Here is a 26953-nt window from a genome sequence, read left to right on the forward strand (position 1 = left end):
CTTGAATCAGGGATTTCTCTCACAATATTTTGTATCAGTAGCCGCTAAAAAGCTTAGTGCCGTCGAAACGGATCTAGAAAGGTCCCATCAACATGAATTTAATGGTTCTTCAGAACTTAAAGGAGTGCTAGGGACTGGAACTGGTGAAAGAGTAGTTTTTGAAACTAGATTTATATGGTTTGGTGGTGAAAACGAAGGGATTGTTTCTGACGGATATGTAACATGGTATGATTCTAGGCTTAATCACCCAACAAGATCGGAGTATAGGCTGTACTTTCCTTCCAATGAGGTTATGAGTTTGGCTCAAGCAGGTGATTCACTATTCATAGCAAGAAGGACGGATGATACCCTTCTCTTAATTATTACAGCTTCAGGGACAACACTTGAAAATCAACTTCATTGGCTTTTTGCTTTATCCAAGCAGGAAAACTTCAATTTTTCATTACAGGAATTTGTAGAAGAGGATGATGTTGAAGTAGACTTTACTGTGAGGTTTATACTCGATGAACTTGGTATAGACATTGAGGAACCTGAGACAGACAGGTTGGATGATTTACTGCAGCAATTTGGAACAGCTTTTCCGAGCACTAGAGAGTTTTCTGAATTCGCCCGAAATAACCTTAGTATCGAGGTTAATTCAATTGAAGAACCAGACACAACATTAATGGCATGGCTGGAATTTGAGGAATCTTTATTTAGAAGATTAGAAAGGCATATTGTAGCGGAAAGAATAGAAAAGGGCTTTGTAGATAATGAGGAAACAGATGTAGATGGCTTTATCAAATTCAGTCTTTCTGTACAGAACAGGCGAAAATCGCGAGCTGGACTTTCATTGGAAAATCATCTTGAGCCAATCTTGTTATCTCATTCTATCGCATTTGAAAGAGGAGCAAAAACTGAAAATAATTCATCCCCTGATTTTATATTTCCTAATTCGGAAGAATATCATAATCCGATCTATAATGCCGAAAAGCTAGCTATGTTAGGGGTGAAGACAAGTTGTAAGGATAGATGGAGACAAGTTCTTTCAGAAGCTAAGAGAATTGAAAACAAACATCTACTAACATTAGAGCCTGGAATAACCGAAAGTCAAACTGATGAAATGAAGTTTAATAACCTTCAACTGGTATTACCCAAAAAAATTCATGAAACGTATTCAGAGGCGCAAAAATCATGGTTATTCAATTTGGAAGATTTTCTCTCCTTTCTAAAAGAGATACAGTCAGGTTAATGACTCTCTAAGTACTCATTTAAAGTTTTAGGACTGGAGTCATCAATGGATCCCAACTCAACAAAATTAGAACTGCTTTCAGAGTAATAATTCAGAGGTCGTTTTTGACTAAAGCTTGTATATTTTGGAGAACTAGAAATATTTGATTTGAATGATGTCTCATTGAAAGTATGAGCCAGCCATTTGGATTGAGATCTAAAGCTTCCTTCTAACAGTTCTATTGCTGAATGATGTCTGTTTCTGATTGGCTTTGTTAAAATGATATGCTGAACATTGAATCCAATGTCATACAAGAATTTTAGAATACTATATGATCCTTTGTTTAACCCAAAGGTCTCTTTTGTTGAAGGATACTTTTGTTTGACCTCAAATGCAATTAATCGATCTTCAAATTTTACAAAGTAGTCAATATCCCACATGATATTACTACCGTAATAATTAGCAAGTTCTCTTGACTCAACAATTTTGGATAGATCAGCATCAATTGATTTTAGAAAGGATAATACTTTTGTCATTCTTTCCTCATGCTCTTTGCTAACTATTTTCTTGGATAATTGACTCCTTTGAATTGGAAGTAATCTGCCGTTGGAAATTCCATTATTAATATCTGGAATCTCATCATTCGGTAAAAAGTGATGGAATCTGAATTGATCATCAATTTTTTTTACAAAATATACCTCGGCGTATTTGGCAAACTTGGTTGCAACTTCCACGTCCAATTCTGTGAGCTTGTTAAGGACATGCTTAACAATGTGAAATGAATTCATCTTCTTTGAAGCCCACCAACTATTTGAAATTTTCAGATCGTTATTTCTTAGGAAGGTATTAAGAAAAAGCTCTTCAACACAAATTCCTTCTAGCCTAGTCACTTTATCAAATCTCAGAATATCCGCTTGATTCATAACCTATGAAAGATCAAAAATTTTATCGATTTCATTGGATATTAATTTCGATAATTCCGGATGGACTTTTCTGAATTTTGGTTCATCTCTTGAACTATTCAATAGTTCATAATAGTAAAATACGTCTTGAGGAACTTCTAACGCATCAGCGATCCGAGCCAATGTTTCGTGCTTTGGTTGATGAACATCTCGTTCTATTCTTGAAATTACATTTTGAGCAAGGTTTGCTTTCTCAGCAAGATCTTGCTGAAGCATTCCTCTTTTTTCTCTTATAACCTTGATTGATCTACCAATCTTCATAGTGAATTAACCATCTAATTATTTCTTTTAGCATCTTCCAGCTATCGATTTTTCCCTTGTTTTTCTTATGCTGATTTTTGATCTCATTCGATACTTGGTTCTCATATAAATCTAGCAGAACAAGTAGCTCTCTTTTTTTATTAATTGGAATATTTAAATCTACAATCCTTTTATGCAGCTCGCTTTGTATTGTGTCTTTCGTTTTCATTATTGAAGTTTGTTATTGTTAAAAAAAGTTTTGATATGATACTTTTTTCAATAACAACCTCATCGTCAGAAGACTTTTTGGATCTATGTCTAACGGCCCTATTTCGTACTGATCTAGGTAATAAACTGTATTCAGTTAATGAACTTTTAATGAGTGCATTTTTTAATCTTTCGATTACTTTAATTCTTCTACCTACCCTATTTAATAGTTTTTTTAGATATTCGACATAGGCTATCCTAATTGCTTTTAATGATTGCTCACTATAACAAAAGCCGGGCTCTCGGGAGAAAAAGGTTTTTAAACAAGGGGTGAGTAGATCCGTTGAATATCTTGTGATCCCATCTGGATCTCCATGCAATTGTGAGAAGCTATCTACAAGTAGTTTTATTTGATAACTCTGATATTCAACACCTTCATGATAGATTGAATAATCAATATCAGGTTGTGAGTCTCGAGTAATTGAGTCCGGATCAACCACTCTGTCAAGGATTTCAATTGTATTTTCTATTAAAACCTTATCAGTCAATAATCTTGTCAGATGTTGATCATTAATGCCGGCATCCAAAGAATAGATCTCTTTGCTCATAGTACATAAAACGAATATGAAATGAAAAGGTTCAAATTTCTTTTATTAATCTTTTTCCTAGATTTTCAAAAACCTCTCGCATACATGAACTGGCTTTGGTTTCCCCGGCAATACATCTACCATAACTTTCAAATTCTAATCCGGAGTGCGGATTGAAATTGTACTGATGAACGAATAATTCTTGATTCGTATTTATGAGACGTTCCATTATACTGAAATACTCATCATCAAAACATGATGTTTCTGATCCAATTAAGTGGCCTACAATTTTTGATGGAATTGAAGATGAAACGTGATTCAAGATCTCATCTCTCTCCAGGTATTTTTCAACCTGGCTCTTATAATTCATTACCTGACCCACTGCCTCCATATTGATGTCACCTCTTTTCAGTTCAATAATGTGGATTTCAATCGACTTTTTACGGTAGTATTCAACTTCACAAATAGCTAGAATATCAGCTCTCGTCTCGTCAATTTCAAACTCCTGATAAATAGAGCAGTTATTTATTGTCCCATTAATGACCGCTCTTAGAATTTTCTTTTCTAGGATTGTTTCACCTTCTTTGTTTGGAGTTATCAAAGCATTTTTTAACTCTCTTTCCAAGTTGTAATAGATTTTGCTGTCCATATTAATTTTATTTAAAAGTCTATTTTCAATTCCCTAGCTGAGGGCTTTGGTGCGTTACTTATGCCATCAGCTATATTTTGAATGTCTCTGTATATACTTAGATAATTAGAGCTTATGAGATCGCCTGAAATCCCCTTATCGGGAAGCTTGACACCTTCAATAGGAAATAGTTTTACCCTACTACCTTTTGTATATAGAAAATTGGCATCACTGAAGATCCCTGCAAACTCACCCCTTTGATAGTTGGTTATCTCTTCAACTTTAAGGTAGTCTCTCTGCTGGATCGATTGAGAAACTCCTTTATTCGAAGATTCAGAGAAACCCCGGGAGCTCCCTCCGGATGAATTACTTTCTGTAACTGATGTAAAGTATTGATCCCGTTTGCCAAATAGAGCCACTGCATCTTCAACTGTTTTTCTGTTCGTAGATCGAAAGAAAAACTTTGTGGCCAGCGTGCTATAAATAGTCTCGGCAATAGATTGGCCATACTGTGTTACGAGCTGCTGCTTGTCATGAATAGCTACAACTGTAGAAACATTCCTGGATCTTATGGTTTCAGGTGTCCGTTGAAAGCCAGGGATCTTGATAGAAGCAAACTCATCAAATACAACAGCTCCTCTCCTTCGGTTTTCCTGATTCATTCGCTGAAGTACCACAGAACAAATAAGACTAACAATAGGAGAGTAAACCTTTTGCAGGGGCTCATGATTTGCGATGGTTAGTAAGGCTGGATGACCCGGATCATTGACATTAAGATCCACTTCATCCTTTGATAGCACCCAAAATAGCTCTGGTAGATCAAGTATCGTAAGGTATGCGTATAGGGTTGAAAGAATGTTTATGAATAGAGTTTTGTCCTTTGCTTGTGAAGAGGCTTTAAGTACATTTAGCATTCTTGAACTTTCCGGCTCTTGATCTATAATATCAATGATTCTTTCCGGTTCGTTGGCTAGCACGAATGCAATTAAATGTGGGAGAGTACAATACTGAGGATACTTCAATTTAAGAAACCAAGTTATTGCTGTCAATACAGTTTTGCCAGTATTGAACCAGAATGGATCAGATCCCTTTACTCCTTCTTCGGCATTCATAAAGTTGGAAAGCATGGAACTCATAAATTCCATTGTTTCAGCCTTGTTTTTCATGTAGCGAGGGCTAATTGGATTCAGCCGATGAGAACATTCTGGCTTGAAAAAATTGACAAAATATGGGGTGACATCACTATCTGAGGACTGCTGGTAAGCTGATAGAACATCTTCACAGAGTTTGCCTTTCAAATCATACACAAGGCCGGTACATCTCTGTTTTACAAGTTGGTGTAAAAGTGGTGTGATGATAGACTTGGTTTTACCAGATCCTGGTTGTCCAATGATAAGCACTCCATTATCTATGTTCCTTAGATAAAGAGGCTTATCATCAACCCACATTTTCTTTTTTTGATTAAAGACCATCAATGGAAACCTAAAAGATCCAGTCGTTGGTGTCCTTTCTCTTGGCGCGAACTTTTTTTTTATGAATAGAAAAAGTAACACTCCAGGAATGATCAATAGTAGGATTAGAATTTGCGGATTGATACTTGGGAAGTATTGATACCAGAGAGAATGTTCTTCCGATGCAAAAAGGAAGTAGTAGACAAACATAATTCCGTCCCATGCCCACCCGATAAACATGGATGCTAGCACAATTCTAAATAGTAATTTCATCATCTTTCTATATCATTTTTTTTGTTTAAGCTTGGTCTTTCGTGTTCTCTTTTACTACCAGGTTCTCCTCTTTTCATTCCGAAGATTGCCATTTGTTGTGCGTACTCTGTGTTGAGATTTCTAAGATGCCTTGGTGTTCCAATGAAATCTTTTGCAGATAGCCTTCCGTCTTTGGTTAAAGGGACAACCACAACATGAAGATGAGGTGTCGTCTCATCCCTGTGCAGTGAAAAGGAAACAATGTTTTCCTTGCCGTGTCGATCTTCAATAAACTTTCGGTTTTCCATAATCCATTGCTTAAATGCCTCTGGACTCCTTTCTAAATCGGTCATTTTCTTTTGATCTGAAGTGAGTATATATTCCAAACCTTTCACCGCATCTTTTCGGATTGCTTTGGTCAGTTGATAACCTTCTTTTATCCGGTCATTTACTCTTTTGCCCAGGGTGGATTTTTTTACTATTTCTCTCCACTCGTCCTGAGAATAGGATTTACCATCTTGTCCCCAGTGTATATTTAGACTGTCTTTGTCTGATTGTGCATTCTCTGGGATATGGGCATGACCTTCTGAATCCGTTCGGTCAATATGTCGACCAATACCTCCAAAACTTTTTCTTTTCTCGACTCTTATTACTGCGTAACTCATTTTGAAATATCAAACTTTAATTGGTGGAGGATCTTTGCAATGGAATCCCCGAAGGGCCTACTCGCTTTGCACATTTTGTTCGCCTTTTGGGGCGAATAAAATGTGCAAAGCGTAGTAGGTTTATACTTTGTATTTTTCTCATCAGGGATATCAGAAATTAAAATCTGGTGATGTATTGGCTTTTCCTTTTGGCGTGCGCCCTTTCCTCTTTCGCTCTGACCGCTTCACTTCTTCCGGACGCTCCGGGATCTCCTCCTTAATTGTTGACAGAAAGAGATCAATTGCTTCCTGGAGCATCTTACCCTGTGTGTAATAGGGATCTCCATTCAATTTCTTGAAATGGACATAGTTTCTAATCATCTCGATATGACTAGGGAGGATTGTTAGCGAATGAGTTTTTGGTTCTTCAATCGTTCGTTCTTTTCCGATTGAATCCATTTCGTCAACCAGGTTCCTGTCTTTCCCTCGCAAACTCTCGCCAGTATGCCGAGCTTTTGGATTTTTAAATTGATTCTTATCAGACATGGACTTCAAGTTTTAAGCGGTTCAACATCTCTTTGATTACCTCTTTGAAATCTTCATATCCCGAAAATTTCTGTGGAATCCGTTTCTCCTGGAGCTGTTTAGCATACTCGGTTATTTCAATACCTAAGTGAGTATGCTCTTTCATCTTAGTATTGATCCGGATAGGTGTGTTGAAAATGAGATTTGGATACTCTTCCTGGCACATCTCCCAAACGGCTTGATCAATGCTGTTTCGTTGGTCGTAACAGTTCATTAAGATCCCCAAAGGTTCGATGGTGCTATTGAGCTTCCTGAATCGTTGGATAAGCTGCAAAATGGAATTGATTCCATTGAGGCTAAAGGAGTGCGGTACAGTTGGTATTAGTGCGTAATCAGAGGCTGCCAATGCATTCTGAACTACAATTTCCTGATTAGGTGGGCAGTCCATAAAAATGAAGTCGCATTTCTCTTGGAGAGGTTGTAGGAATTGATGCAGGATCAATCTGGGATTTTCAAATTGATACTCCAGATCAAGTTTAAGTTTGTCAACAAAGTTGAGAGGCTGAAGCTGGTTGCTCCCAGGGATCATGATTAAGTGATCATTGATTTTGACACCTTTTGGTTTGTGATGCACAAACAATGAGGAAAATAAGTTGATGTCAGGGTTTGGATCAATGGGTGAACATAGTGTTAGGTCGTTCTGTGGGTCTAAGTCGAGCATCACGACCTTGTAGCTCATGCTTGATAGAATGCTTCCCAATGAGCTGCAGGTTGTGGTTTTTCCTACGCCTCCCTTTTCATTTAAAATACTGATTGTTATTGCCATTTGATTAATGTCTTTTAATGTCTGATAATGTGGTTAATGTGATTATTAAATGAGATTAAGGGACATTATTGATCATTCTTCCTTCCTTGTATCTTCTTAGCTCCTGACCAGATACATTGTCGTATATGATCGCTATTTCATACTTACCTACCAGCTCATGCTCTGCTAGCTTGAGAAGCTTCTTCAATCCGTAGGATAGATCTTTATCCCTCAATGATTTGGAAGTTTCAAAGCTGTAGTAGACCATGTCAGTATATCCATTGATCGTGTACTTCCATTTCACCCAAAGCTTTGTCTGTGCCTGGACTTTCATTTTCTCTGAAAACTGGATGCTCATATCGAATAGAGTTTGTGGCTATTGATTGCAAACCAGGTGGCCAGCTCTTTATCCTGAATAGATTTTATCCAATCCAGATGTTTATCGAGTAGTTTAAGTTTGGAAAGGGTCAGTTGGCCATTTGAAAACCTAAAGCAGTCCCATCTTATCCGTCTTCGTGCAAATTGTAAGAGCTTGCTTTTCGACTTTTGTTTTCCCATATCCCACAGCCTCCAGAATCGGAACCCGCTAGTCTCATTGGAAAAAAAGTGGTAAGGATCGGGGGGATTGACCTTTGGGTGATCCTTAAACCACTTTCTCGCTTGCTCCAGGTTTGCCAAAACCTCGTTATGTAGATTAGCCGGTTCTCTGTGTTCTTTTTTCAGCCGCTTTTGATAGCAACTAGAAATTAGATCAACTATCGCCTGATCACGAGATTCGGAAAACTCCTTGTCCGAGTAGATGTATTTCTTGGCATGCGCCCAAAGGTTGGATGCCAAATCAGAACAACACACCGGGCCACTCATTAAGAACCAGCTTGTATTTGGTTTTGACCCGGTGCTATGTTGCTCCTTAGTGTTCTTTTCGTCAGTTCTTTGAGTTACTAACGAATCCACATTCTTAGTTCTTTCTTCTTTTACAGAAGGTTCAAGAACTAAACCCTGAAAATCTTTCCTATCTAACGTCGAAAAATCAATGATGGATTTCGGATTAATCCAAATTTGAATACCCCTCCTGGTTCTTTGTGTTTCCAGAATAATACCACATTCAATCAGCCTATTTAGCTGGTTACGAATACTCCGACTTGAGCAGTCACAAAGGGTCGAAAGTGAGGTATGGTTTGAGTTCAGATAGAAACCCTGCTGACGTTTTTCAATATTCCTAGAGTTCCACTCTTCTATGAATAGCTTCATGATGTACCTGGCAAGTAATTGGTGTTGACCTCTAAGTTTGGTTTTTCCTCTAAATTGGTTTTTGAAAGATTTTAGGTTTAGAAATGCCTCTCTTAGTGAGATATTCATTTCGTAAATTTTTTGATTGGTAAGTAGGGTAGATTCCATTGATTGATTTGTAATTAGGTTTCACAATGGCTACCTTAGATGTCTTGAAAGAACACTAAGGAGCATTTTATATATGTTTCTATCAAAAGCAACTCACTGCAATGAGTTGCTTTTTAGTTTCTTGCCGCCTGAAGTAAATGAGGGTTCCTTTGGACTGTCCTCCGTAGTTGAGATTTGTAGAATCTCACTTTAGAACTTCCAGGAATCTGTTGGTAAGGAATTTTACCTTCCTTCTTCCATTTGATGATAGTCGTTTGACTAATGCCTAAGAATTCAGCCGCCTCTTTCTGGTTCAGAATCTCTGAATCTTCCGAGACTTCCACCGTGCCAGTTTGATGTTCCTGAATTGATTCCCTTATGATCTCCTTGAATTCCTTTAGGGAAAGGCTAATTGTTACAGCTCGTTCCATTCCATTTAAATCAGTTTGTTCGATTACGAAATTGATTGGAATGGAAATATTCGAGTAACTACAATCATAAGAACGACCATAATAAATCGTAATATGCTGACCCTTGACACCAATTAAAGGAATAAATATTTTAACTATTTATGCCGACGCGACCATGAATCGGAGTTGATAGAGGCTGAATATTAAAGCCAGTTAAACACCACTTAAAACCCGAATTATCTCAGGTCTGGAAATTCCATTGAATAGTATGTCAGAGCTTGGCTTTAAGGAGTTCTTTACTGTAATTGGATTTAGGCCTTCATGAGGAAATATTTTGTTTATCACCATGCCGATATCGGATGGATCACCTTCAATCAATCGTTGGTTTCTCAGCTCTTTAAGTAAGGCCTTAAGGTTAATACTGAATTTATTTGAGGTAATTGTAAACTCAGGTATTCCATCAGGATACTGAGCATAATATTTCTTAGGTATCATGAACATGCACCTTATGAGTTTGAGAATGTCTTTATCATCAATTGCAATCAACCCCTTATCTCTGAATAGCTCAAGGGACTTTTTAACAATTATAGGTTTATTCATAGAGATTGGAGAGCCTTCTTCAGAATGATAAATACGAATGTTTTTGAATTTATCAAGGCCATTGATGACTTCATCAAAAGATCTGGATCCAGGACGAGTTAGCATGGCATCATGCATCAGAATCTTTGGTATGTTCGAAACATCCTCATATTTAATGCCCAAGTATTTTTCAGCAAGCTTGCCAAAGCCTTCGTTTATGGACTTAGCAAACCTTTTCCAAGAGTCTAACTTTTCTTTGAATTCTATGACTTTAGTTAATAAGCCAATTAAGCTTTCATTTTCTTTCAAGCCAAGTGCAATCTCATATTGCATCGATGAGATACCTTGAGTTGTTACATCTGAGGTAAAGAGTTCATCAGTGAATAAGGAAGGGTATTTCCTGTTAAGATAGAAGAGAGCTGGGTCTACTTTTTCTTCTTTGTAATCGCCTAGAATGTCCAGGTAAAAACAATGGTAATTTTTCCCTAGTAGTATTGAATCTTGGCTTTGAGATCTTGGAAGTTGCTCTAATTTAAGTAGATCGTTTGCCCTATGATACAATTCGAGTAGAGCGCAATAAGCGTGAAGTCTCAAAAAAGAAAGCGTTTCTTCAGCTGAGTATGCTGTTTCATCTTTGGCACACATAAGTTCGAGCTCCGCAATGAAGAGGTCAAAGAAATTTTTTTGGTAATCTCTTAAATGATTAATTACCTCTTTGTCGGAGCCTCTTTCTACCAGAACATATAAATGCTCCTTAGATATGGATGAAAACAAACTTTCTTCCCCCTTAAATCGAATCCCATGTTGATTCCATTTCTTTTCTTTTAACATCTTCTGCTACTTTGACATATTTTTTAAATGACTCCTCCTTTTTGTGTCCTGTAATATTTCGGACTATCATTTCTTTCATGCCCAGGATCAGCGAGTTGGTGACAAATGTTTTCCTGGCCGTGTGACTTGTTATAAGCTCATACTTTGGGTGAGTTGTTTCTACTCTTTTTCCTCCGGAGAACCTGACGATAGATATTGGGGTATCAATACCAACTTTCTCACAGCACTCTTTTATATAGGAGTTGAATTTTTGATTTGATATTTTGGGAAGTGGATAATGAATAGTGTCTCGATATTTGTCGAGTATAGCTTTTGCCTGTTTGTTCAGCGGGATTTTGTTATTGACCTGGCCAGTCTTTACAATCGTCTTTACTACATAACCATCTTGAATGTGAGATTCATTCAATGAGATCACATCTGAAAACCGAAGACCCGTATAACAAGAAAAGCAATAGATGTCTCGGACATGCGATAACCTTTTAGAGTCGAATTTATAATTAAACAGATCCGTCAGCTCATTGATGGTGAGGTAGATCACTTCTCTTTCAACTTCCTGAACTTTAAATTTCTTATAGGCAACTGTAGAATGATACTCTCTTTCAGCAGCCCAGTTCATAAAAGCTTTCAGTACCATGATAATTTTCAGAAAGTAGTTATTGGCAATTCCTCTTTTTTCAAATGCATAACTTCTTAACTCTTCAAAAAATCTTAGATCGATCGATGCGAATGATATGGAGTATTTGGTTTCGTTTTGGAATGCTTTGAGAAAGTTCATGACCGTGGTTATTCCGGTTAATGTTCTCTTTGCTCTATGACCTGATAGTGTACTGATATATTCTTGAAAGACGGTGAAGAAATTTCGGCCGGTTAGCTCAATGCTTTCCGGATTTTCAAGCCTGGTTAAAATGTATTCTTTTGTCAATGGGATCTCATACCTCAGTGACACCTTATTTATTTTGTGAGCTGCTTCCTCCAGGGATTCAAGTTTGCTATTGAATGACTCATGGATTCGAAGCGCATCGTCTTTTGCCGGTTTAACTCTCCCTTTCTTATCATTCCAAAGCCCTGGACTTACTTTGACATTCTTGACGGCTTTTCGTATTCGCTGACCCTTGTAGGTAAGGAGCATATAGACCGGACTTTGCCCATTTTTATCTATCTTTTGGGTGTTTAAATAGAAGCTTATATTGATCATACTCTCTGTTGCCAGGTGGCAAGAATGGTGTCAGAAATTTTGTTAAAGCGGATTCAAACCTATTTAAATCCGCTTCAGGGTTCAATAATAAGCTAATTAAGATAAGAAAAAGAAAGGTCAAGTAGGTTTAGAAAACGGCATACTCCGGCCTCAGGTACGAAAGCCTCTCAACATTGAGAGGCTTTTTTTGTTATTAACCAGCAGAATAAGATGATGAGGAACTAACTTTAATGTTTAATCAAAAAGTATGAACCTATCCTTCAGCAAACTTTTTTATGTCTTGGCATCAATCATTGGTATTGTAGCTATCATGTACTTTGGAAAAGTATTGCTTTTACCCATTTGCTTTGCCATGCTTTTTGCTTTTATCCTATACCCTGTAGTTAAATGGCTAAAGAAAAAAGGTGTTCGAAAAGTATTCGGAATAATTATGACAATGGGAAGTGTATTTATTCTCGCGGCTGGTGTTCTTATTCTGTTCTCAGCTCAGATTATTGATATGGCCAGTCAATACTCCAACTTTCTCGAAAAACTCAAAGCAACGCTTGAGACTTCAATCACCTTTCTCAATAATAAAGTTCAGATTATTCCTGACATTGAGTCGCAAACAATTTTGGATAGACTTTCTCACTTGTTTTCCGATAGTAGTTTTTTAATTATTTCGGATACTGTAAGTGTCACAGGCTCCTTTCTTTCATTCGTGATGCTTGCCTCTATCTACACTTTTTTGCTTCTTTTTTACAGCGAACACCTCACCGAGGCGATAGCCAGGTTTACGACAAACTCTAAGAAGGAATCTTTTATCCAGATGCTGAGGGAGGTTCAGCAAGTTGGCCAGCAATATTTCACAGGTATGCTTCTCTTGATTTTGGTTCTCGGCGTTTTGAATACTGTAGGACTGTTGATTTTGGGTATAGATTATGCCTTTTTCTTTGGGTTTCTGGCCGCTTTGCTCGCTATTATACCTTATGTCGGAACAACTCTCGGGGGTTTGATTCCTACGATATACGCTTTTGTGACTTTTGAAAGCTATTGGTACCCAGTGGGAGTGATAGCTATTTTCTGGTTTATACAATTTCTTGAGGGCAATTTTCTGAATCCTAAGATTGTAGGGGGGAATATGCAAATCAACGCGCTATTTTCAATTTTTTCGCTGATTGCAGGGAGTGTTCTGTGGGGTATTGCGGGTATGATTCTATTCTTGCCACTGGTCGCTATGTTTAAAGTGATATGTAGTCACTTTGTGGAGCTAGAGCCAGTCGCTTCGTTAATCGGAGATCGAATAACTGAGGTTAAGCCTCAGCCTGAAATAAGCTTGCTGGAGAAAGTAAAAGGCAAATTCAAAATATAGGCTTAGTCAAAACGATTGTATATGCATTCAAATTGGCATTGTAAATAAAGTGTAGTTATTTGACGTTCCAGGTCATCTGGTAAATCCATGAATATGATGTTCATTTCGGCCATTGCGTTCAACGCATCACTTATTGTATAGAAAGGTCGTTCAGCGGAGTGTAACTCAACCATAGTATTGGCAAGCTTTTTCTGATACTTACTGGTTCCTTTAAACTGACGGATGATTCTTCTGATTACATACGAGGACTCATCAATGTATACAAGTTTATCATTTTCAATAAATCCATAAATGCCTTTAAAGTCCGTAATTCTACCCGTCAGATCAAGTATTGATTTTAGCCCAAACGCTTTTTTGTTGAATAATTCAGCCGACAGGGCGCTATCTCGTAGCACCTCCATCATCTTCTTCCTTTTAGGTAAATTCTCTTTAACTATGCGGTCAAATCTTAATGCGAGAGGTTGCTTCATTTCATTGTAAAATATTTATTAAGATAGCTTAATTGAATTAAAAACTCATGCAGCGTTTGATACAGACGGAATGCTTTTTCCTATCAATTAAAAAGTTCTATTTTTAAAGTCCTTTACTAAAACTAAGACAGAAATAAATTGAGCAATAGAGAGTACCGATACTTAATCATAGAGGATGACCCAGCCTTTGTTGAAATCCTGAAAGTGGTTATGTCCAAGGTGCCGCAAATGAAACTCATTGGAAATTCTGATAATACACTAGATGCTGCCAAACGCATTGATTTAGATAAACCTGATGTTTTGTTGCTGGACATTAATATATCAGGATTAGAAGGTCCTGAAGTTCTTGAGTTGAGTGATCATAAGCCAATGACCATCGTTATTTCAAGTCATCCGGAAGATGTAATGGAGAACTATGAAGTTGATTACGTCGCATTTATCCAAAAACCACTGAAAAATGCTGAACAACTTGTAAATGCTGTTCACAAATGCCTTAAATTAATAGGTAATTAAGAATCAGCAGGGAATTATCCCTGTTGTTATGAAGATACCTTTCTCAAAACTAGCATACGTAGGTACTGAAAAATTGGGTGACCCTCTCAGTTTTCAAAGAGTATTTTTTATCAACATACTTTCATTATTAGGCGTTACAATCTCTTTGATTGATAGTGTCTTACTATTCTTTGAGAACTTATACCTACAGTCAGGAGTCACCTTTACGTGCTTTCTGCTTTATACCCTCATCCTTTTTCTAAATAAGAAGGGTAGATATCAAATAGCAGGTGGATTGTTTCTGCTTTTCTCGCTTCTTGCACTTTTAATGGTCACCGTTGTGGCCTATGAAGAAGGCAGATTCAATGAAACAGAAAATGTGATAATTGCCTTAATGACTGTATCGTATCTATTACTTCAGGATAGACTGAAAGTAATTGGTTACTGGTTTGGGTTTGTAATATTAATTGGCTTTAAGTTCCTAAAGCAACAGTATTTGGGAGGGACTCTGGATTTTACTTTTTGGTTGACCCTTCAAAATATTTCGATCCTTTGTCTCATTTTGTTCTTTACCATTGATGCTTTTAGGAAATCTTTAATGAAAGCAATGTTTAACCTGCAGGAGAAAGATGAAGTCCTCTACTCAATGATTGATAACGTACCCCTCTTTATAGGGCTTATTGATAAAGATTTAAGGTACAAGATGGTCAATGTTAATTATGAAAAAGCTTTTGGGATCAAAAGAGAGGATATTATTGGGTCGCATTTGAAAGACGTTCTTGCTCCTAATCTATTAGAGATGCAGCTTCCCTTAGCTGAGAAAGCGCTTGGTGGAGAAATTCAGGAATTTTTGGAATTGGCTGAAATGCCAGATGGAAGCTCTTTTTATGCAGGAGGGAAGTATATACCCATAACATCTGATCAAGGTGAGGTTGTAGGCGCAGCTGTATTTGTAAATGATGTAACAAAGTTAGAATCAGCTAAAAAGAAGCTGGAGGAAGCGAATAAGACAAAAGATAGACTCTTTTCCATCGTTTCACATGATATCAGGGGGCCTCTTGATTTATTTGAAGGTTTATTGAATGTTTCTTCTGATGGGACTATTTCACAGACAGATTTTTTAAAGCATCAGGAAAGTGTTAGGAGGAAGTTGGGAGGCTTAAAAGAAACGGTAAACACCTTGCTGGATTGGGCTCGAACACAGCTTGATGGTATAAATGCCAATCCTTCTTTAGTTAATGTTGGCAAGATAGTTAGCAGTAATTCAATATTATATGAGGATCTCATTAAAAGGAAAAATATCCAACTAAAAGTAGAAGTCCCAGAAGGGTTGGAGGTATGGATTGATGAAAACCATTTTAAAATTGCTACCCGGAACATGATTCATAATGCATTAAAGTTTACTCCTGAGGGTGGTCAAGTGACTACATCTGTAGTGAAAGTTGAAGATCATATTTCAATGAAAATAAAGGATAATGGTGTTGGTATGGATTTGGATAAGATTCATTCCATTATGAAAAAGGAACTTCAGAATTCCAGAAGTGGAACCTCTGGGGAGATGGGAACCGGTCTGGGTTTAAGTCTAAGCCTGGCACTCTTGGAAAAAAATAATTGCGATGTGGAGATAAACAGTGCACCAAATCGCGGAACAGAAATCAAAATATCTATTCCACTTCAATTGAAAAGCAAATGAATCTATAAAGTAAGAAATTCAATAAACATTCGTTTTGAAGGTTACTTTTTTATCCTAAGTCTTATTTAACTATTGAAATCAGCGTCACCTAATTCCCCATGAAATCTGTTTTTGTTAAAAACTTACTAAGGACAGGCATGCATTATGCCACGAGTCCATTAGATAAACGAAGGGTAGCGCTATTCAATTATTTGATCCTTTTTAGTGTATCAATGTGTTTAGTGCTTGGTGTTATAACCCTAACTATGGGTTTAAACCTTCAGGCAAGATTATGTCTCACCTCAGCTATTTTGCTGTCCTTCTCATTGTTTCTTAATAGACGGGGAAAAATTCCAATTTCTAAAAGCTACTTCATCTGGACTGGAGTTGCATTAGTTTCAGCAGCTACATTAACCTTTACCAATCAGGAAATTTATGTTGATACCGAAAACATGTTGGTAATTGGCATGGCCATATCTATGCTGCTGATTGATGGAATGCAAAAGCACCTTACATACTGGTTGATATTTCTAATTTTTGTTGCAATTAAAATTGACTTACTCAATGCACAAGGTGTTGAATTAGGGACTGTCTATACCTTGACATTACTGAATAACCTAGTTGTTGCATCCATCCTCTACCTTTTCCTTTTTGTTTTCCGATCAATTCTAATTAAGGCCTTTGACAGATCAGATCAACATGAACAAACACTGAGGTCATTGCTGGATAACACACCAATCCTCATGGCATTGGTCGATAAAGACGGAAATTTTATTTTAGTAAACCAGAACTACGCAAATCGATTTGGATATAAAAGGCGTGACTTGATAGGGAGAAATAGAAAAGAGGTTTTGCCGGAATCTATTTTTGAAAAACATGAGCCAATGTTTCAGGATGCCTTATTATCTGGTAAACAAGTTGCGTTCTTAGAAGAAACCAGTCTTCCCGATGGCTCAATGATTTCTGCAAATGGTAAGTATGAGCCAATCTTAAGCAGCGATGGGGTAGTCGAATCTGTAGCCATCTGTGTAGATGATGTAACGGAGCTGGTACGCGCGCACAAAGCGTTAAAAGTAGCCAATGAAACAAAGGATAAATTGTTCTCAATCATTGCTCATGATATCAAAAGCCCACTTAACCTATTCCATAGCATTCTCAACCTAAATCATGATGATGTCATCTCGAAGGAGCAATTCATTGATTATCAAAATAGCTTAAAGCAAAGATTAGAAGCACTTACCGGAACAGTAAATGAGCTATTAGAATGGGCAAGAATGCAACTTGGTGGAATTAGTGCTTACCCTGCCAGGGTTAATGTAAGCTCTGTGGTACGTGAAAATGCCGATTTATTTCACACCTTAATCCAACGAAAAAATATCGACTTTAAAATTGACGCGCCTTCAGAAATGGAAGCCTGGATTGATGAAAATCATTTTAAGGTGGCTATTAGAAATTTAATACATAATGCAATAAAGTATACCAATGGAGGAGGGCATGTGCATGTAACAGGTAATCAAACAGAGAAAGAGACCATTGTGAGCATTGAAGATTCCGGAATCGGAATGAGTACAGAACAAATTCAATCGATAATCAAAAAGGAAATTCAAAAATCTACGGCCGGAACAGATAAGGAAATGGGTGCAGGACTTGGGCTAAGTTTAAGTCTGGGGCTACTTGAAAAGAATAACTGTAATATATCTGTTGTTAGTGAGGTGGATAAAGGGACGCGGTTTGAAATTAAAATTCCAAAATCAGTCTAATAAAAAAGCCTCAACATTTGTTGAGGCTTTTTTGAGTGACTGGCCTGGGGCTCGAACCCAGGACCCACGCCTTAAAAGGGCGTTGCTCTACCAACTGAGCTAGCCAGTCATTTAAATTTTCCTTTCGTATAAAAAGAAGTGCAATTCAAGACCTCTGTCTTAAATTGCGGATGCAAAAATAAAAATCTTAATCAATTTTACCACATGATTGACAGAATAAAGGTGAGATTATTTCTAGGAATTTTATTCAGCTGCTTTTTTGGCAGCTTAATGGCCCAAAACACTGATCTGGCTGAGGGTGATTCTTTGTTTCTTGAGCAAAAGTATACAGAGGCGTATGATAAATATCGTGCTTTGTTTCAAAATGATCAGGCATCGGCCGCCATGTTGTTAAAGATGGCTTTTATACAAGATGGGTTGGGTAATTATACTGAAGCTCTATATTTTTTAGATAAATATTATCGGATGTCTGCCGATAGAAATGTAGTCGGCAAGATTGGAGAGCTTTCTGAAGCTAATGATTTATCTGGCTACAGCTATGATGATACAGATTACTTCCTTGCCCTACTGGAGAAGTACCAACTGCATTTCACGCTACTGCTATCCGCGATTATGATTATGCTCAGTGTTTACATTTTCCAAAAGTCAAAAGATAAAGAAAAGCCAATAGCCGCAGGTATCATCCAGCTGATTGTGATCCTTTGTTTATTTGCGGTTCTTAATATGAAGGCTCCTCCAAAGGCTATTGTGGTATCAAATAACACCTTACTTCGCTCAGGTCCTTCAGCTGGTGCTGAGCCGATAGATATGCTTTCCAAGGGTCATAAAGTCAAAGTTCTGAAACGAGATGAAGTTTGGACGCAGATTCTTTGGGATGGAAGGGAAGTGTACGTAAGAAATGGAAAGTTGAGACTTATTTAAGCGGATTGTCTGCCTCTTTCTTCATCATCCTGTAAATCATCTTATCTAAGCGGGAAGGGATGATCTTGTTTAGCATGACTGCCATCTTACCCTCAAATGTCAAAATCAAATCGCGTTTATTTTTCTTAGCTGCCTTGAAGGTTCGTTCGGCCACTTCGTCAGAAGTCATCATTTTTTTCTCATCTCGAGGCGATTCACCTTGAGCCTTTCCATCAGCAGTTAATGCCGCATTCCTGATATTGGAGCTAGTGAACCCCGGGCACACCACCAGCACATTTACACCACGTGTCATCACTTCTGTGCGCAATGCTTCGAAGAAGCCCTGCATCGCAAACTTGGACGATGAATATGCTGTACGAGCAGGAGTAGACCTCCACCCGTTTATTGAAGAGATTGCAATGATGGTGCCTTTTGATTCTAAGAGAAACGGTAAGGCAAACTTGGTAGCATAGATTGAACCGTAAAAATTGATATTCATGAGTTGCTTGAAGACTTCCAAATCCACTTCCTCGAAGAGTGCACGCATGGAGATACCGGCATTACAAATCAGCACGTCAATGCGTCCAAACTTTTTCACGGTTTCCTCTACCATCTGCTGATTGTGATCTTTGTCCGCGGCATCTAACTCAAGCGCTAGATGTGGCCGTTCGCCCAATTCTGATACCACTTGTGCCATGCGCTCACCGTTCCTTCCGGTAAATGCTACTGCATAGCCTTCATTGGCGTACTTTAACACTAATGATTTACCAATGCCAGAGGAACCTCCAGTAATAATTGCGACCTTTTGCATACAAACGAAAATGAATTGGTATAACTTTTGCCAAGATAGCTCACATTGAAAAACTTTCGATAAAAATGAACATGATGCAACCTAATCAGTCGGTCATGCATTAACATAAAAACCTTTTCACTAGCCTAATGAGATTATTCACCTTCACCTTCATCATTTTTCTGTCACTTTCGTCTTTAAGCCAAACAGGCATACGTGGGATTACTAAAAGTACATCTGGAGAAATTCTCCCTTTTTCAACCGTATATATCAAAGGAACAACTAATGGAACTACCTCTAATAGTGAAGGTTATTTCTTTTTAAAGACTCCAGCAGGCACGCATACTATTCTTGCACAGCATGTGGGATTTAAAGTTTATGAAAAGCAGATAACACTTAGCGCGGGGCAGTCTGTTCGTTTTGATTTTGAGCTAAAAGAACAAGCCTTAAGGTTGCAAGAAGTAGTAGTCACCGCGGGAGACGAAGATCCTGCCTATCGTGTGATTCGAGAAGCCATCAAGAAGCGAAAGTTTTATGAAAATGAGGTTAGTGCATTCAAAACCGACGCCTATTTAAAGGGACTTTTCAGGCTGGATGATAAACCTGAGAAAATTCTTGGCCAAAAAATCACTATTGACACGGGCATCCTATATCTCTCAGAGTCGGTTTCGGAGTTTTCTTTCGAACTTCCAGACAAAGTTTCTGAGCGAATGATCAGCTCAAAAGTGAGTGGTAATGAGCAAGGCTTCAGTTTCAATAAGGCTTCAGATTTTAACATTAATGCCTACAGCAAGTTTATTGATCTGGACATGGAACGTGAATACGTCTCTCCAATTTCACCACAAGCTTTTCTATTTTATGATTTTGAATGGCTAGGTTTTTTTGAAGAAGGTGAGAAGCTAATTAACAAAATAAAGGTGCTGCCAAAGCGTGCCACTGATCCGGTTTTTGAAGGGATCGTTTACATTGTTGAGGATGAATGGCGCTTCCATACGATAGATCTATTTGTGACCAAAGCAAGAGGATTGGAGTTCATCGATTCTCTTAAGATTAACCAGGTCTTTGCTCCGTCAGAGTATGATATTTGGATGCCAATTTCTCAAAAGTATTCATTCAAATTTGGGGCTTTTGGATTTAAAGGGAGCGGATACTACATCGGCGTTTATTCAAACTATAAGGTAGAGCCAAACTATGAAGCGTATCGTAAGGCAAATCTCTATGAGCAAAAATTTGGTGTAAAAGAAGAGGCAGACTTGTTTCAGCCAACAGATTTTACAGCAGAGGTTTTAGTAGTCGAGGAAGGATCAAACGAACGAGATAGTATTTACTGGAAAAACATACGCCCGGTGCCTCTTACAGAAATTGAGGTCGCAGACTATCACACAAAAGATAGCATAAGACTGGTCAAAGAAAGTGTGCCTTACAAAGATTCCGTTGATAATGAAACCAATAAACTTACGATTGGAAATATATTCCTGAGCGGTTATACTCATTCCAATAGTGTAGAAGAAAAGTATTGGTCAATACCAGCAATCATTAGCATCTTTCAATTCAATACAGTAGAAGGATTTGTCCCGGAAATTCAACCGACCTTGTGGAAGCAAGTGGATGGAAGAACTAAATATTGGGTACGACCATCACTTAGGTATGGGTTTTCAAATGAAAAATTCAATGCGAAGCTGGAAGGCAGCTATCGAAAATTGGACAATAAGTTTACTCGGTTTTATGCAGGTGGGGGTCGCTACATTTCTCAGTTCGATGAGAATGAATCCATTACGCCATTTATTAATAGCTACGTGACATTAGTAGATGGTGAAAATTATCTCAAGATTTTTCAGAAGTCATTTGGGTATGTCCGGTTTCAGCAAGAAGTGAAGAATGGTATTCTACTTAATACACGAATGGAGTATGCTTCCAGGGACACACTCACGAATACCTCTGACTTTACCTGGGACGCAAGTGATGGTACGGATTTCACTAGCAATCAACCCCCAAATATGGAGCTGGCAGAAACAGGGTTTCCCTCACATCAAGCTTTGATTTTACAAGCGACTTTTCGATTTAGGTTTAAACAAACATATGCCACACGACCTGATCGGAAGTTTATTTATAGCTCCAAATACCCGGAAGTATTCGTGACGTATAAGAAAGGAGTTGAAGCATTGGGAAGTGATGTAAATTTTGACTTTGTTCAGGTAAGAGTGACGGATGATATGAAGCTTGGGTTGGTTGGAACAAGTACATATGCAATAGGAGCGGGCGCTTTTTTAAATGACGATGCACTCTCATTTGTTGATTTTAAGCATTTCGCAGGTAACCAAACTTCATTGAGTCAGGTTGGCAAGTCATTCAAATTTGAGCTACTACCATTTTACCAGTTCAGTACCACAAAACCTTATCTGGAGGCACATTATGAGCATCACTTCAATGAATTTATTTTCAATAAAATCCCGCTTGTAAAGAAATTAAACCTCCAGGCAGTTGCCTCTGCTAATTACCTCACTACAGAAACGATAGGTAATTACGTAGAGTTGGGTGCGGGTATTGAGCACATCTTTAAATTCATGCGGGTGGATTACTACTGGGCCTTCAGAAATCGTGATTTCGTTGCAAGTGGTTTCAGGATTGGTGTAGGTTTTTAGGGGTTTTTGTAAGTGAGTTCTACTTACTTGCATAAACCTGATCCAATGAAATACAATCCATTCTTTCTCCTTCTTATTATAAGCTCTTGTTCGGCGCCAATTTCTTATGTAAATAACGTTCCAAGATCGTCCGGTTTGAAGGAGGCTGGTGATGCTAGCATTCGAGCGGGACTTGGCTCAGATTTTAAAGGCAAAGACCAAGTCATTCAAATCGGTGGAACATGGTCGCCGATTCAGCGTATCGGTCTGGATCTTGAATATTCGGGGCGAATGAATTTGTTCAATAGTAAGAGATCATTCGATAAGCTTACCGCATTAAATAGTTCTATCATCTACTACATTCCTATGGAAAATCGCTCTGGACTTGAGTTTAGTCTAAGCTATGGATTTGGTATTGTAAGAGGGGAGCATAACCCGGAAGCAAGACTTGGTGGAGATCCTACTGGGCGAATCTATCTGAGTTTATTTGAAGATGAGTTTATTATAGATACTGAATTCGAGACAATAAGTGGTCAAGTGAATTACAATCTTTACGATCAATCTGACAATGCCGAATTATCTATAGGAATGCGAGTTCGAAGTATTGATTTTGAAAAATACTACTACGAGACAAACAAAGACTTGATTTCAGATGCCTTTCAAACCTTAACGCTGGATCCGTTTATTGAAATGAATAATGAACTGGGTAGGTTTTTGATTAATGCCAGACTCTCATATTCCTATTTTCCGGAGGGGACGTATTCAGTAAAAAGAGTCCACCCGCATTTTAGTAAGGTAGCTGTTGCTTTGGGGTTGCAATACCGATTTGGCAATGTTAACTAATCAGCGTATTAGATGCACGAAACCTTTAAATTCGGTGTTAGTGTACGTTATGGCATAATAGTAAATCCCACTCGGGAACTGGCCTCCGGTCCAGGTAAAATCACGTGTAGTTGAACGAAATACTGGTGTACCTGCCCTATTGGTGATCACGATATTTTCAAAAGTATTGTCGCAGTTATCGGGTGGTAAATTTTGGTTTGGGTCAAAGTGACCAGTAAGGCTAAACGTGTCATTTTTCCCATCTCCATTTGGAGTGAAGATATTAGGTGGTAAAAATTCTTCCTGGCGTTCACTATCATCAAATACCTCGACTGTAATTTTGAGTGTATCAATATTTGGTGTTGGGCAAGCATTGTCCGAAACCTGAAACACTATATCCTGTAGCGTAGATGTTTCACCCAATCTGAGTAATGAGCATTCCGGTTGCCATTTCAAAATTGCGGTCACTCTACCCTGGCCGGTAACCGGTACAAATTCCAGTGATCCTGAGGCAGGCTGTCGAATGCCTTGTGCAAACTGAACAGTGATCTCATCGTTTGGATCCAGGTCAAAGGCTCCAACCTCAATCTCTGCGTATTCATTGACTCTCAAGGATTGATTTCGTTCGATCGGATCAAACTGTGGTCCAGAGTTTTCCGGATAGTTTACTTGTATGAAGTGCCTGAGTGTATCAAAATTTTTCACCTTGCATTTGTCATCATCATCGGCTACAAAAATTAATTCAAATTGCTGCCCATCACTAAATCGATTGGCATCACAGCTGAGATCCCAGGCAAAATTTGAACTAACGCTCGTGTTGCCGGTAACGGGTGTAAACATGGCGCCATAAGAGCCAGCGTCGAAGTTTGCCGCTATAAATGAAAGTGAAATATCATCACCGTCGGCATCCGTCGCAAGGACGTCTACATTGATGTTAGTGCCAAGATCGATTTGAGATGGAAGGGCAGAAGCAAAGGAAACTTGAGGGTCACTGTTTGCTGGTAAGATCACGGTGGCATCGATAAAAACGGTATCCCCAGGCACATCACATATGTCGGCATCATTTATAATGACACCTACTTTGAAATTTTGAATATCTGAAAAATCATAAACTTCACAGTCTGTGTCCCAAGTCACTGTGCCCTGAATGTTTCCTGAAGATCCACTCACATCAATAAGGTCGAAACCAGCTAATGTCGGATCTTCTATTCCCTCAATAAAAAGTGTCATCTCTAATTCATCTCCATCACTATCAGTCGCGGTGACCACTTGTGAATATGGTGGGCTGTCCTCAGCAAGCGAAATTGTATTAGTGCTTGTGGAACCATCTGGCACATTATTAGGGGGAGGTTCTACCTGAATGGTAAGCCTTAAAGTGTCTAGCTGAGGTAGTGGACATGCATTATCTGCGGCGATCAGGTCTAAAATAAAAGGAGCATCTCTAATAGGTGGGCAATCTGGAATACATACTTCAATTTGCAATTGACTGGTGCCATCACCTACTGGAATCTGATTGATAGAGAATATTTCATCAAACGTTTCATCAAAATTTACTCCTTCGGCTTTCAATGAAATAGTCTCACCGACAGTCACATTGGAAACAATAAAATCAAAACATTTTTCAACATCACTTGCTACATAAGTTAGGATGTCAGTTTCTGAATTGAATGTGGGATTACTCGGTATATCGATATCAACAACGGGTGGATCAGGTGGGTTACATCCATCTACGACCAGCATTTGAAAGTCTCTTCTTACTTCACCTATTTTCTCTCCATCTCTGAACTCTTCAACCCTGACTGCAAAAACATAGAGTCCAGTTTGGTCTGGCGTCACTGTCAAGAGTCCTTTGCTGCTAATTTTTAATGGTCGCGTTCCTCCTACCATATTGCTTTCGGAAAACCCGCTAAGAAAGTTGATTCCAAAATGTGGTTTGGGCTGTGGAAGCGGAAGGGCTATTGCTGATGAACTGTTTAATGGTGTTGCAAGTGAGTACACTAGCGAATCTCCATCGGGATCAGTACCAGTAAATTCTACATAGTATAGTTGATTGATACATGCATAGTCACTAAGAGGTTTAAACAATATCGGAGATGAGTTTACGAATATCTCACCATTGCGCATTAGTGGGGGTATTTCTAATACATAATTCATTCCTGTGCCCGAAGGGTTCACAATGTTATCAATGGCAGCATTTCTGCAGCATCTTTCCCATTGAATGTAATAGCCATCAATGTTATCGTATTGTTCTGGACTTAACTGCACATCTGCGGAGTAAAGAACCCGAGAGGTCTGAAGCTCATCTCTTGCGCATTCAATATTGGTATACTCCACATTTTCAATTTGCAGGAGTGGAAGCACTTGCGTAGACATGAGCTGGTTATCACCATTCCTGAATATATACACTGTGACAAATGGATCAGGACCCGGGTTATCATTCTGTGCTTCATCAAAGTATTGTATCAAATTGATGCGGTAAAGTCCATCGCTTAGGTAGATAAACTCAATTTCACCTCCCACAATGTGGAAAGCATTAGATATCCCTAAAGTCAAGATTAGGCAACCGGTGAGTAGAAACTTCTTCATCTAATAAATACTACAACAATGAAACTACTAAAAACCCTGTAAACCAAAGGTGTGGATGTAATTTTGCGCCGATGAAAAAGGGAGCAACGATAGATTCATTGGAGATCACGGGTATCTCATCTGAAGGAAAAGGTGTAGGCAGAACAAATGGACAGGTAGTTTTTGTAAAAGAAACAGTGCCAGGTGATGTAGTGAGAGCTAAGGTGATTGGGAAAAAGAAGAAATTTCTAGAGGCTTATGCAGAAGAGATTCTTACGAAATCGAACGAACGATCAGAGCCATTTTGTGAGCATTTCGGATTGTGTGGTGGGTGTAAGTGGCAACATATGAGTTACGAAGCTCAACTCAAGTATAAGCTGGGTCATGTAGAAGACAATCTCAGCAAACTGAGTGGTCTGGAACTTCCTGCAATGAATCCAATAGTTGGATCTGATCAGACTAGTTTTTACAGGAATAAGTTAGAATTCACCTTTTCCAATTTTAGATGGCTCACCAAAGAGGAAATTGATTCCGGTGAAGAGCATGTTCGGACAGGGCTTGGTTTCCACATACCAAAGCAATACAACAAGATTATCAATGTGAATAAATGCCATCTGCAGGCTGATCCGTCCAATGAAATTCGATTAAAGGTAAAAGACTTTGCAGATGCACATGGGCTTCCTTTTTACGATGTGAAAAAACAAGTGGGATTATTGAGAAACCTGATTATCCGCACTACTACTACAGGCGATCTGATGGTTATCCTTCAAGTCTTTTATCGAGACCAGGAGCTGATTGATTTACTGATGAATTTTCTTAAAAAGGAATTCCCGCAGATTACTTCATTGATGTATGTGGTAAATGAAAAAGGGAATGATTCATTCAGTGATTTGGATGTAGAACTCTTTGCAGGAAACGATCATATCATGGAGCAGATGGGAGATCTCAAATTTAAGATCGGTCCAAAATCTTTCTACCAAACAAATTCGGAGCAAGCACATGAGTTGTATAAGGTTGCGGCAGCCTTTGCCGGATTAAATGGCAGTGAATTGGTTTACGATCTATACACAGGGACTGGAACGATTGCAAATTTTGTAGCGCGATCAGCCAAGAAAGTAATTGGAATAGAATATGTAGAAGAGGCCATTGCGGATGCAAAAGTTAATAGTGAGATCAATGGCATTACTAATACAGACTTTTATGCAGGAGACATGAAAGACTTATTAGGTAATGAATTCATTAGCAAGCATGGCAAACCGGATGTAATCATTACAGATCCTCCGCGAGCAGGCATGCACCCAAGAGTGACACAATTACTTGCAGACCTAAAGGCAGATCGGATTGTGTATGTGAGCTGCAATCCTGCAACTCAAGCCCGCGATTTAGAAGTGCTGGGCAAGGTTTATGATGTAGTAAAAATCCAACCTGTAGATATGTTTCCTCAAACACAGCATGTAGAAAATGTAGTTTTATTAGTGCTGAAAGGTTAATAGGTTAAAGCTTAACCAAAAGCCATTCTATAAGGATTCAATATTTCGTCCAACGAAACTTCTAAAATAATTTAAGGGAATTGTCATATTGAGAATGCTCATTTGACTAAATAAGTA

General features: G+C 38.4%; 25 protein-coding genes and 1 tRNA gene. 9 read left to right on the forward strand and 17 right to left on the reverse strand.

Annotated elements, in window-relative coordinates:
- Position 1: 1 nt before the first annotated feature.
- A complete protein-coding gene (locus ABJG98_RS14400; RefSeq protein WP_348280238.1) occupies positions 2-1231 on the forward strand; it encodes a type II restriction endonuclease in 1230 nt (409 codons plus the stop codon).
- Here ABJG98_RS14400 and ABJG98_RS14405 read toward each other — a convergent pair.
- From ABJG98_RS14405 to ABJG98_RS14465, 13 genes are all read right to left on the reverse strand, one after another.
- Entirely contained in the window at positions 1228-2133 is a 906-nt protein-coding gene (locus ABJG98_RS14405) for a hypothetical protein (protein ID WP_348280239.1), read from the reverse strand. The two genes, ABJG98_RS14400 and ABJG98_RS14405, sit on opposite strands and share 4 nt — an antisense overlap.
- A gap of 3 nt (positions 2134-2136) precedes the next feature.
- Complete coding sequence (locus ABJG98_RS14410; RefSeq protein ID WP_348280240.1) at positions 2137-2433, reverse strand: helix-turn-helix transcriptional regulator; 297 nt, start codon at positions 2431-2433, stop codon at positions 2137-2139.
- A 170-nt stretch (positions 2434-2603) separates the two neighbouring features.
- Entirely contained in the window at positions 2604-3227 is a 624-nt protein-coding gene (locus ABJG98_RS14415; RefSeq protein WP_348280241.1) for a hypothetical protein, read from the reverse strand.
- Between the two features lie 31 nt (positions 3228-3258).
- The gene (locus ABJG98_RS14420) at positions 3259-3855 is read right to left on the reverse strand and encodes a hypothetical protein (protein ID WP_348280242.1); all 597 of its coding nucleotides are present in this window, start codon (positions 3853-3855) and stop codon (positions 3259-3261) included.
- Positions 3856-3866: 11 nt separating this feature from the next.
- On the reverse strand, positions 3867-5561 hold the full coding sequence (locus ABJG98_RS14425; protein ID WP_348280243.1) for a type IV secretion system DNA-binding domain-containing protein: 1695 nt from the start codon (positions 5559-5561) through the stop codon (positions 3867-3869).
- The gene (gene mobV / locus ABJG98_RS14430; RefSeq protein WP_348280244.1) at positions 5558-6202 is read right to left on the reverse strand and encodes a MobV family relaxase; all 645 of its coding nucleotides are present in this window, start codon (positions 6200-6202) and stop codon (positions 5558-5560) included. Before mobV ends, ABJG98_RS14425 begins: the two co-directional genes overlap by 4 nt.
- Before the next feature lie 150 nt (positions 6203-6352).
- Positions 6353-6727 carry a hypothetical protein gene (locus tag ABJG98_RS14435; protein WP_348280245.1) on the reverse strand — a complete coding sequence of 125 codons (375 nt, stop codon included), beginning with the start codon at positions 6725-6727 and terminating at the stop codon, positions 6353-6355.
- A complete protein-coding gene (locus ABJG98_RS14440; protein WP_348280246.1) occupies positions 6720-7532 on the reverse strand; it encodes a ParA family protein in 813 nt (270 codons plus the stop codon). The genes ABJG98_RS14435 and ABJG98_RS14440 overlap by 8 nt, the downstream gene beginning before the upstream one ends.
- A 55-nt stretch (positions 7533-7587) precedes the next feature.
- Entirely contained in the window at positions 7588-7869 is a 282-nt protein-coding gene (locus ABJG98_RS14445) for a hypothetical protein (protein ID WP_348280247.1), read from the reverse strand.
- Positions 7866-8870: a hypothetical protein gene (locus ABJG98_RS14450; protein ID WP_348280248.1), complete on the reverse strand. Its 1005-nt coding sequence runs from the start codon at positions 8868-8870 to the stop codon at positions 7866-7868. Before ABJG98_RS14450 ends, ABJG98_RS14445 begins: the two co-directional genes overlap by 4 nt.
- Before the next feature lie 152 nt (positions 8871-9022).
- Complete coding sequence (locus ABJG98_RS14455; protein WP_348280249.1) at positions 9023-9319, reverse strand: helix-turn-helix domain-containing protein; 297 nt, start codon at positions 9317-9319, stop codon at positions 9023-9025.
- A 192-nt stretch (positions 9320-9511) separates the two neighbouring features.
- Positions 9512-10708 (reverse strand): hypothetical protein, encoded by a 1197-nt coding sequence (locus ABJG98_RS14460; protein ID WP_348280250.1) that lies wholly within the window; start codon positions 10706-10708, stop codon positions 9512-9514.
- A complete protein-coding gene (locus ABJG98_RS14465; protein WP_348280251.1) occupies positions 10665-11903 on the reverse strand; it encodes a phage integrase SAM-like domain-containing protein in 1239 nt (412 codons plus the stop codon). Before ABJG98_RS14465 ends, ABJG98_RS14460 begins: the two co-directional genes overlap by 44 nt.
- 247 nt (positions 11904-12150) lie before the next feature.
- Between ABJG98_RS14465 and ABJG98_RS14470 the strand changes: the two genes are divergently transcribed.
- A complete protein-coding gene (locus ABJG98_RS14470) occupies positions 12151-13254 on the forward strand; it encodes an AI-2E family transporter (RefSeq protein WP_348280252.1) in 1104 nt (367 codons plus the stop codon).
- A gap of 2 nt (positions 13255-13256) precedes the next feature.
- On the opposite strand, the gene ABJG98_RS14475 is transcribed toward ABJG98_RS14470, so the two are convergent.
- Positions 13257-13724, reverse strand: a complete 468-nt coding sequence (locus tag ABJG98_RS14475) for a hypothetical protein (protein WP_348280253.1) — start codon at positions 13722-13724, stop codon at positions 13257-13259.
- A gap of 138 nt (positions 13725-13862) precedes the next feature.
- Between ABJG98_RS14475 and ABJG98_RS14480 the strand changes: the two genes are divergently transcribed.
- The 3 genes from ABJG98_RS14480 (at position 13863) to ABJG98_RS14490 (ending at position 17648) form a co-directional block, all read left to right on the forward strand.
- Complete coding sequence (locus tag ABJG98_RS14480; RefSeq protein WP_348280254.1) at positions 13863-14237, forward strand: response regulator; 375 nt, start codon at positions 13863-13865, stop codon at positions 14235-14237.
- 28 nt (positions 14238-14265) lie between these two features.
- Positions 14266-15909: a HAMP domain-containing sensor histidine kinase gene (locus ABJG98_RS14485; protein WP_348280255.1), complete on the forward strand. Its 1644-nt coding sequence runs from the start codon at positions 14266-14268 to the stop codon at positions 15907-15909.
- A 245-nt stretch (positions 15910-16154) separates the two neighbouring features.
- The gene (locus ABJG98_RS14490) at positions 16155-17648 is read left to right on the forward strand and encodes a PAS domain S-box protein (protein WP_348280256.1); all 1494 of its coding nucleotides are present in this window, start codon (positions 16155-16157) and stop codon (positions 17646-17648) included.
- Positions 17649-17684: 36 nt separating this feature from the next.
- Here the strand turns inward: ABJG98_RS14490 and ABJG98_RS14495 are convergent.
- Positions 17685-17757, reverse strand: a tRNA-Lys gene (locus ABJG98_RS14495).
- Between the two features lie 95 nt (positions 17758-17852).
- Here ABJG98_RS14495 and ABJG98_RS14500 point away from each other — a divergent pair.
- Entirely contained in the window at positions 17853-18569 is a 717-nt protein-coding gene (locus ABJG98_RS14500; RefSeq protein WP_348280257.1) for an SH3 domain-containing protein, read from the forward strand.
- Here the strand turns inward: ABJG98_RS14500 and ABJG98_RS14505 are convergent.
- Entirely contained in the window at positions 18562-19359 is a 798-nt protein-coding gene (locus ABJG98_RS14505) for an SDR family oxidoreductase (protein ID WP_348280258.1), read from the reverse strand. The two genes, ABJG98_RS14500 and ABJG98_RS14505, sit on opposite strands and share 8 nt — an antisense overlap.
- 128 nt (positions 19360-19487) lie before the next feature.
- On the opposite strand from ABJG98_RS14505, the gene ABJG98_RS14510 reads away from it, so the two are divergent.
- Together ABJG98_RS14510 and ABJG98_RS14515 are read left to right on the forward strand one after the other, a co-directional pair.
- On the forward strand, positions 19488-21980 hold the full coding sequence (locus ABJG98_RS14510) for a DUF5686 and carboxypeptidase regulatory-like domain-containing protein (RefSeq protein ID WP_348280259.1): 2493 nt from the start codon (positions 19488-19490) through the stop codon (positions 21978-21980).
- A 45-nt stretch (positions 21981-22025) separates the two neighbouring features.
- Positions 22026-22802: a hypothetical protein gene (locus ABJG98_RS14515; protein ID WP_348280260.1), complete on the forward strand. Its 777-nt coding sequence runs from the start codon at positions 22026-22028 to the stop codon at positions 22800-22802.
- Here ABJG98_RS14515 and ABJG98_RS14520 read toward each other — a convergent pair whose 3' ends face one another.
- Entirely contained in the window at positions 22803-25367 is a 2565-nt protein-coding gene (locus ABJG98_RS14520; RefSeq protein WP_348280261.1) for a gliding motility-associated C-terminal domain-containing protein, read from the reverse strand.
- Positions 25368-25438: 71 nt separating this feature from the next.
- On the opposite strand from ABJG98_RS14520, the gene rlmD reads away from it, so the two are divergent.
- Positions 25439-26836, forward strand: a complete 1398-nt coding sequence (gene rlmD, locus ABJG98_RS14525; RefSeq protein WP_348280262.1) for a 23S rRNA (uracil(1939)-C(5))-methyltransferase RlmD — start codon at positions 25439-25441, stop codon at positions 26834-26836.
- Positions 26837-26953: the final 117 nt, after the last annotated feature.

It is taken from the genome of Ekhidna sp. (assembly GCF_039960695.1).
Lineage (GTDB): Bacteria > Bacteroidota > Bacteroidia > Cytophagales > Cyclobacteriaceae > Ekhidna.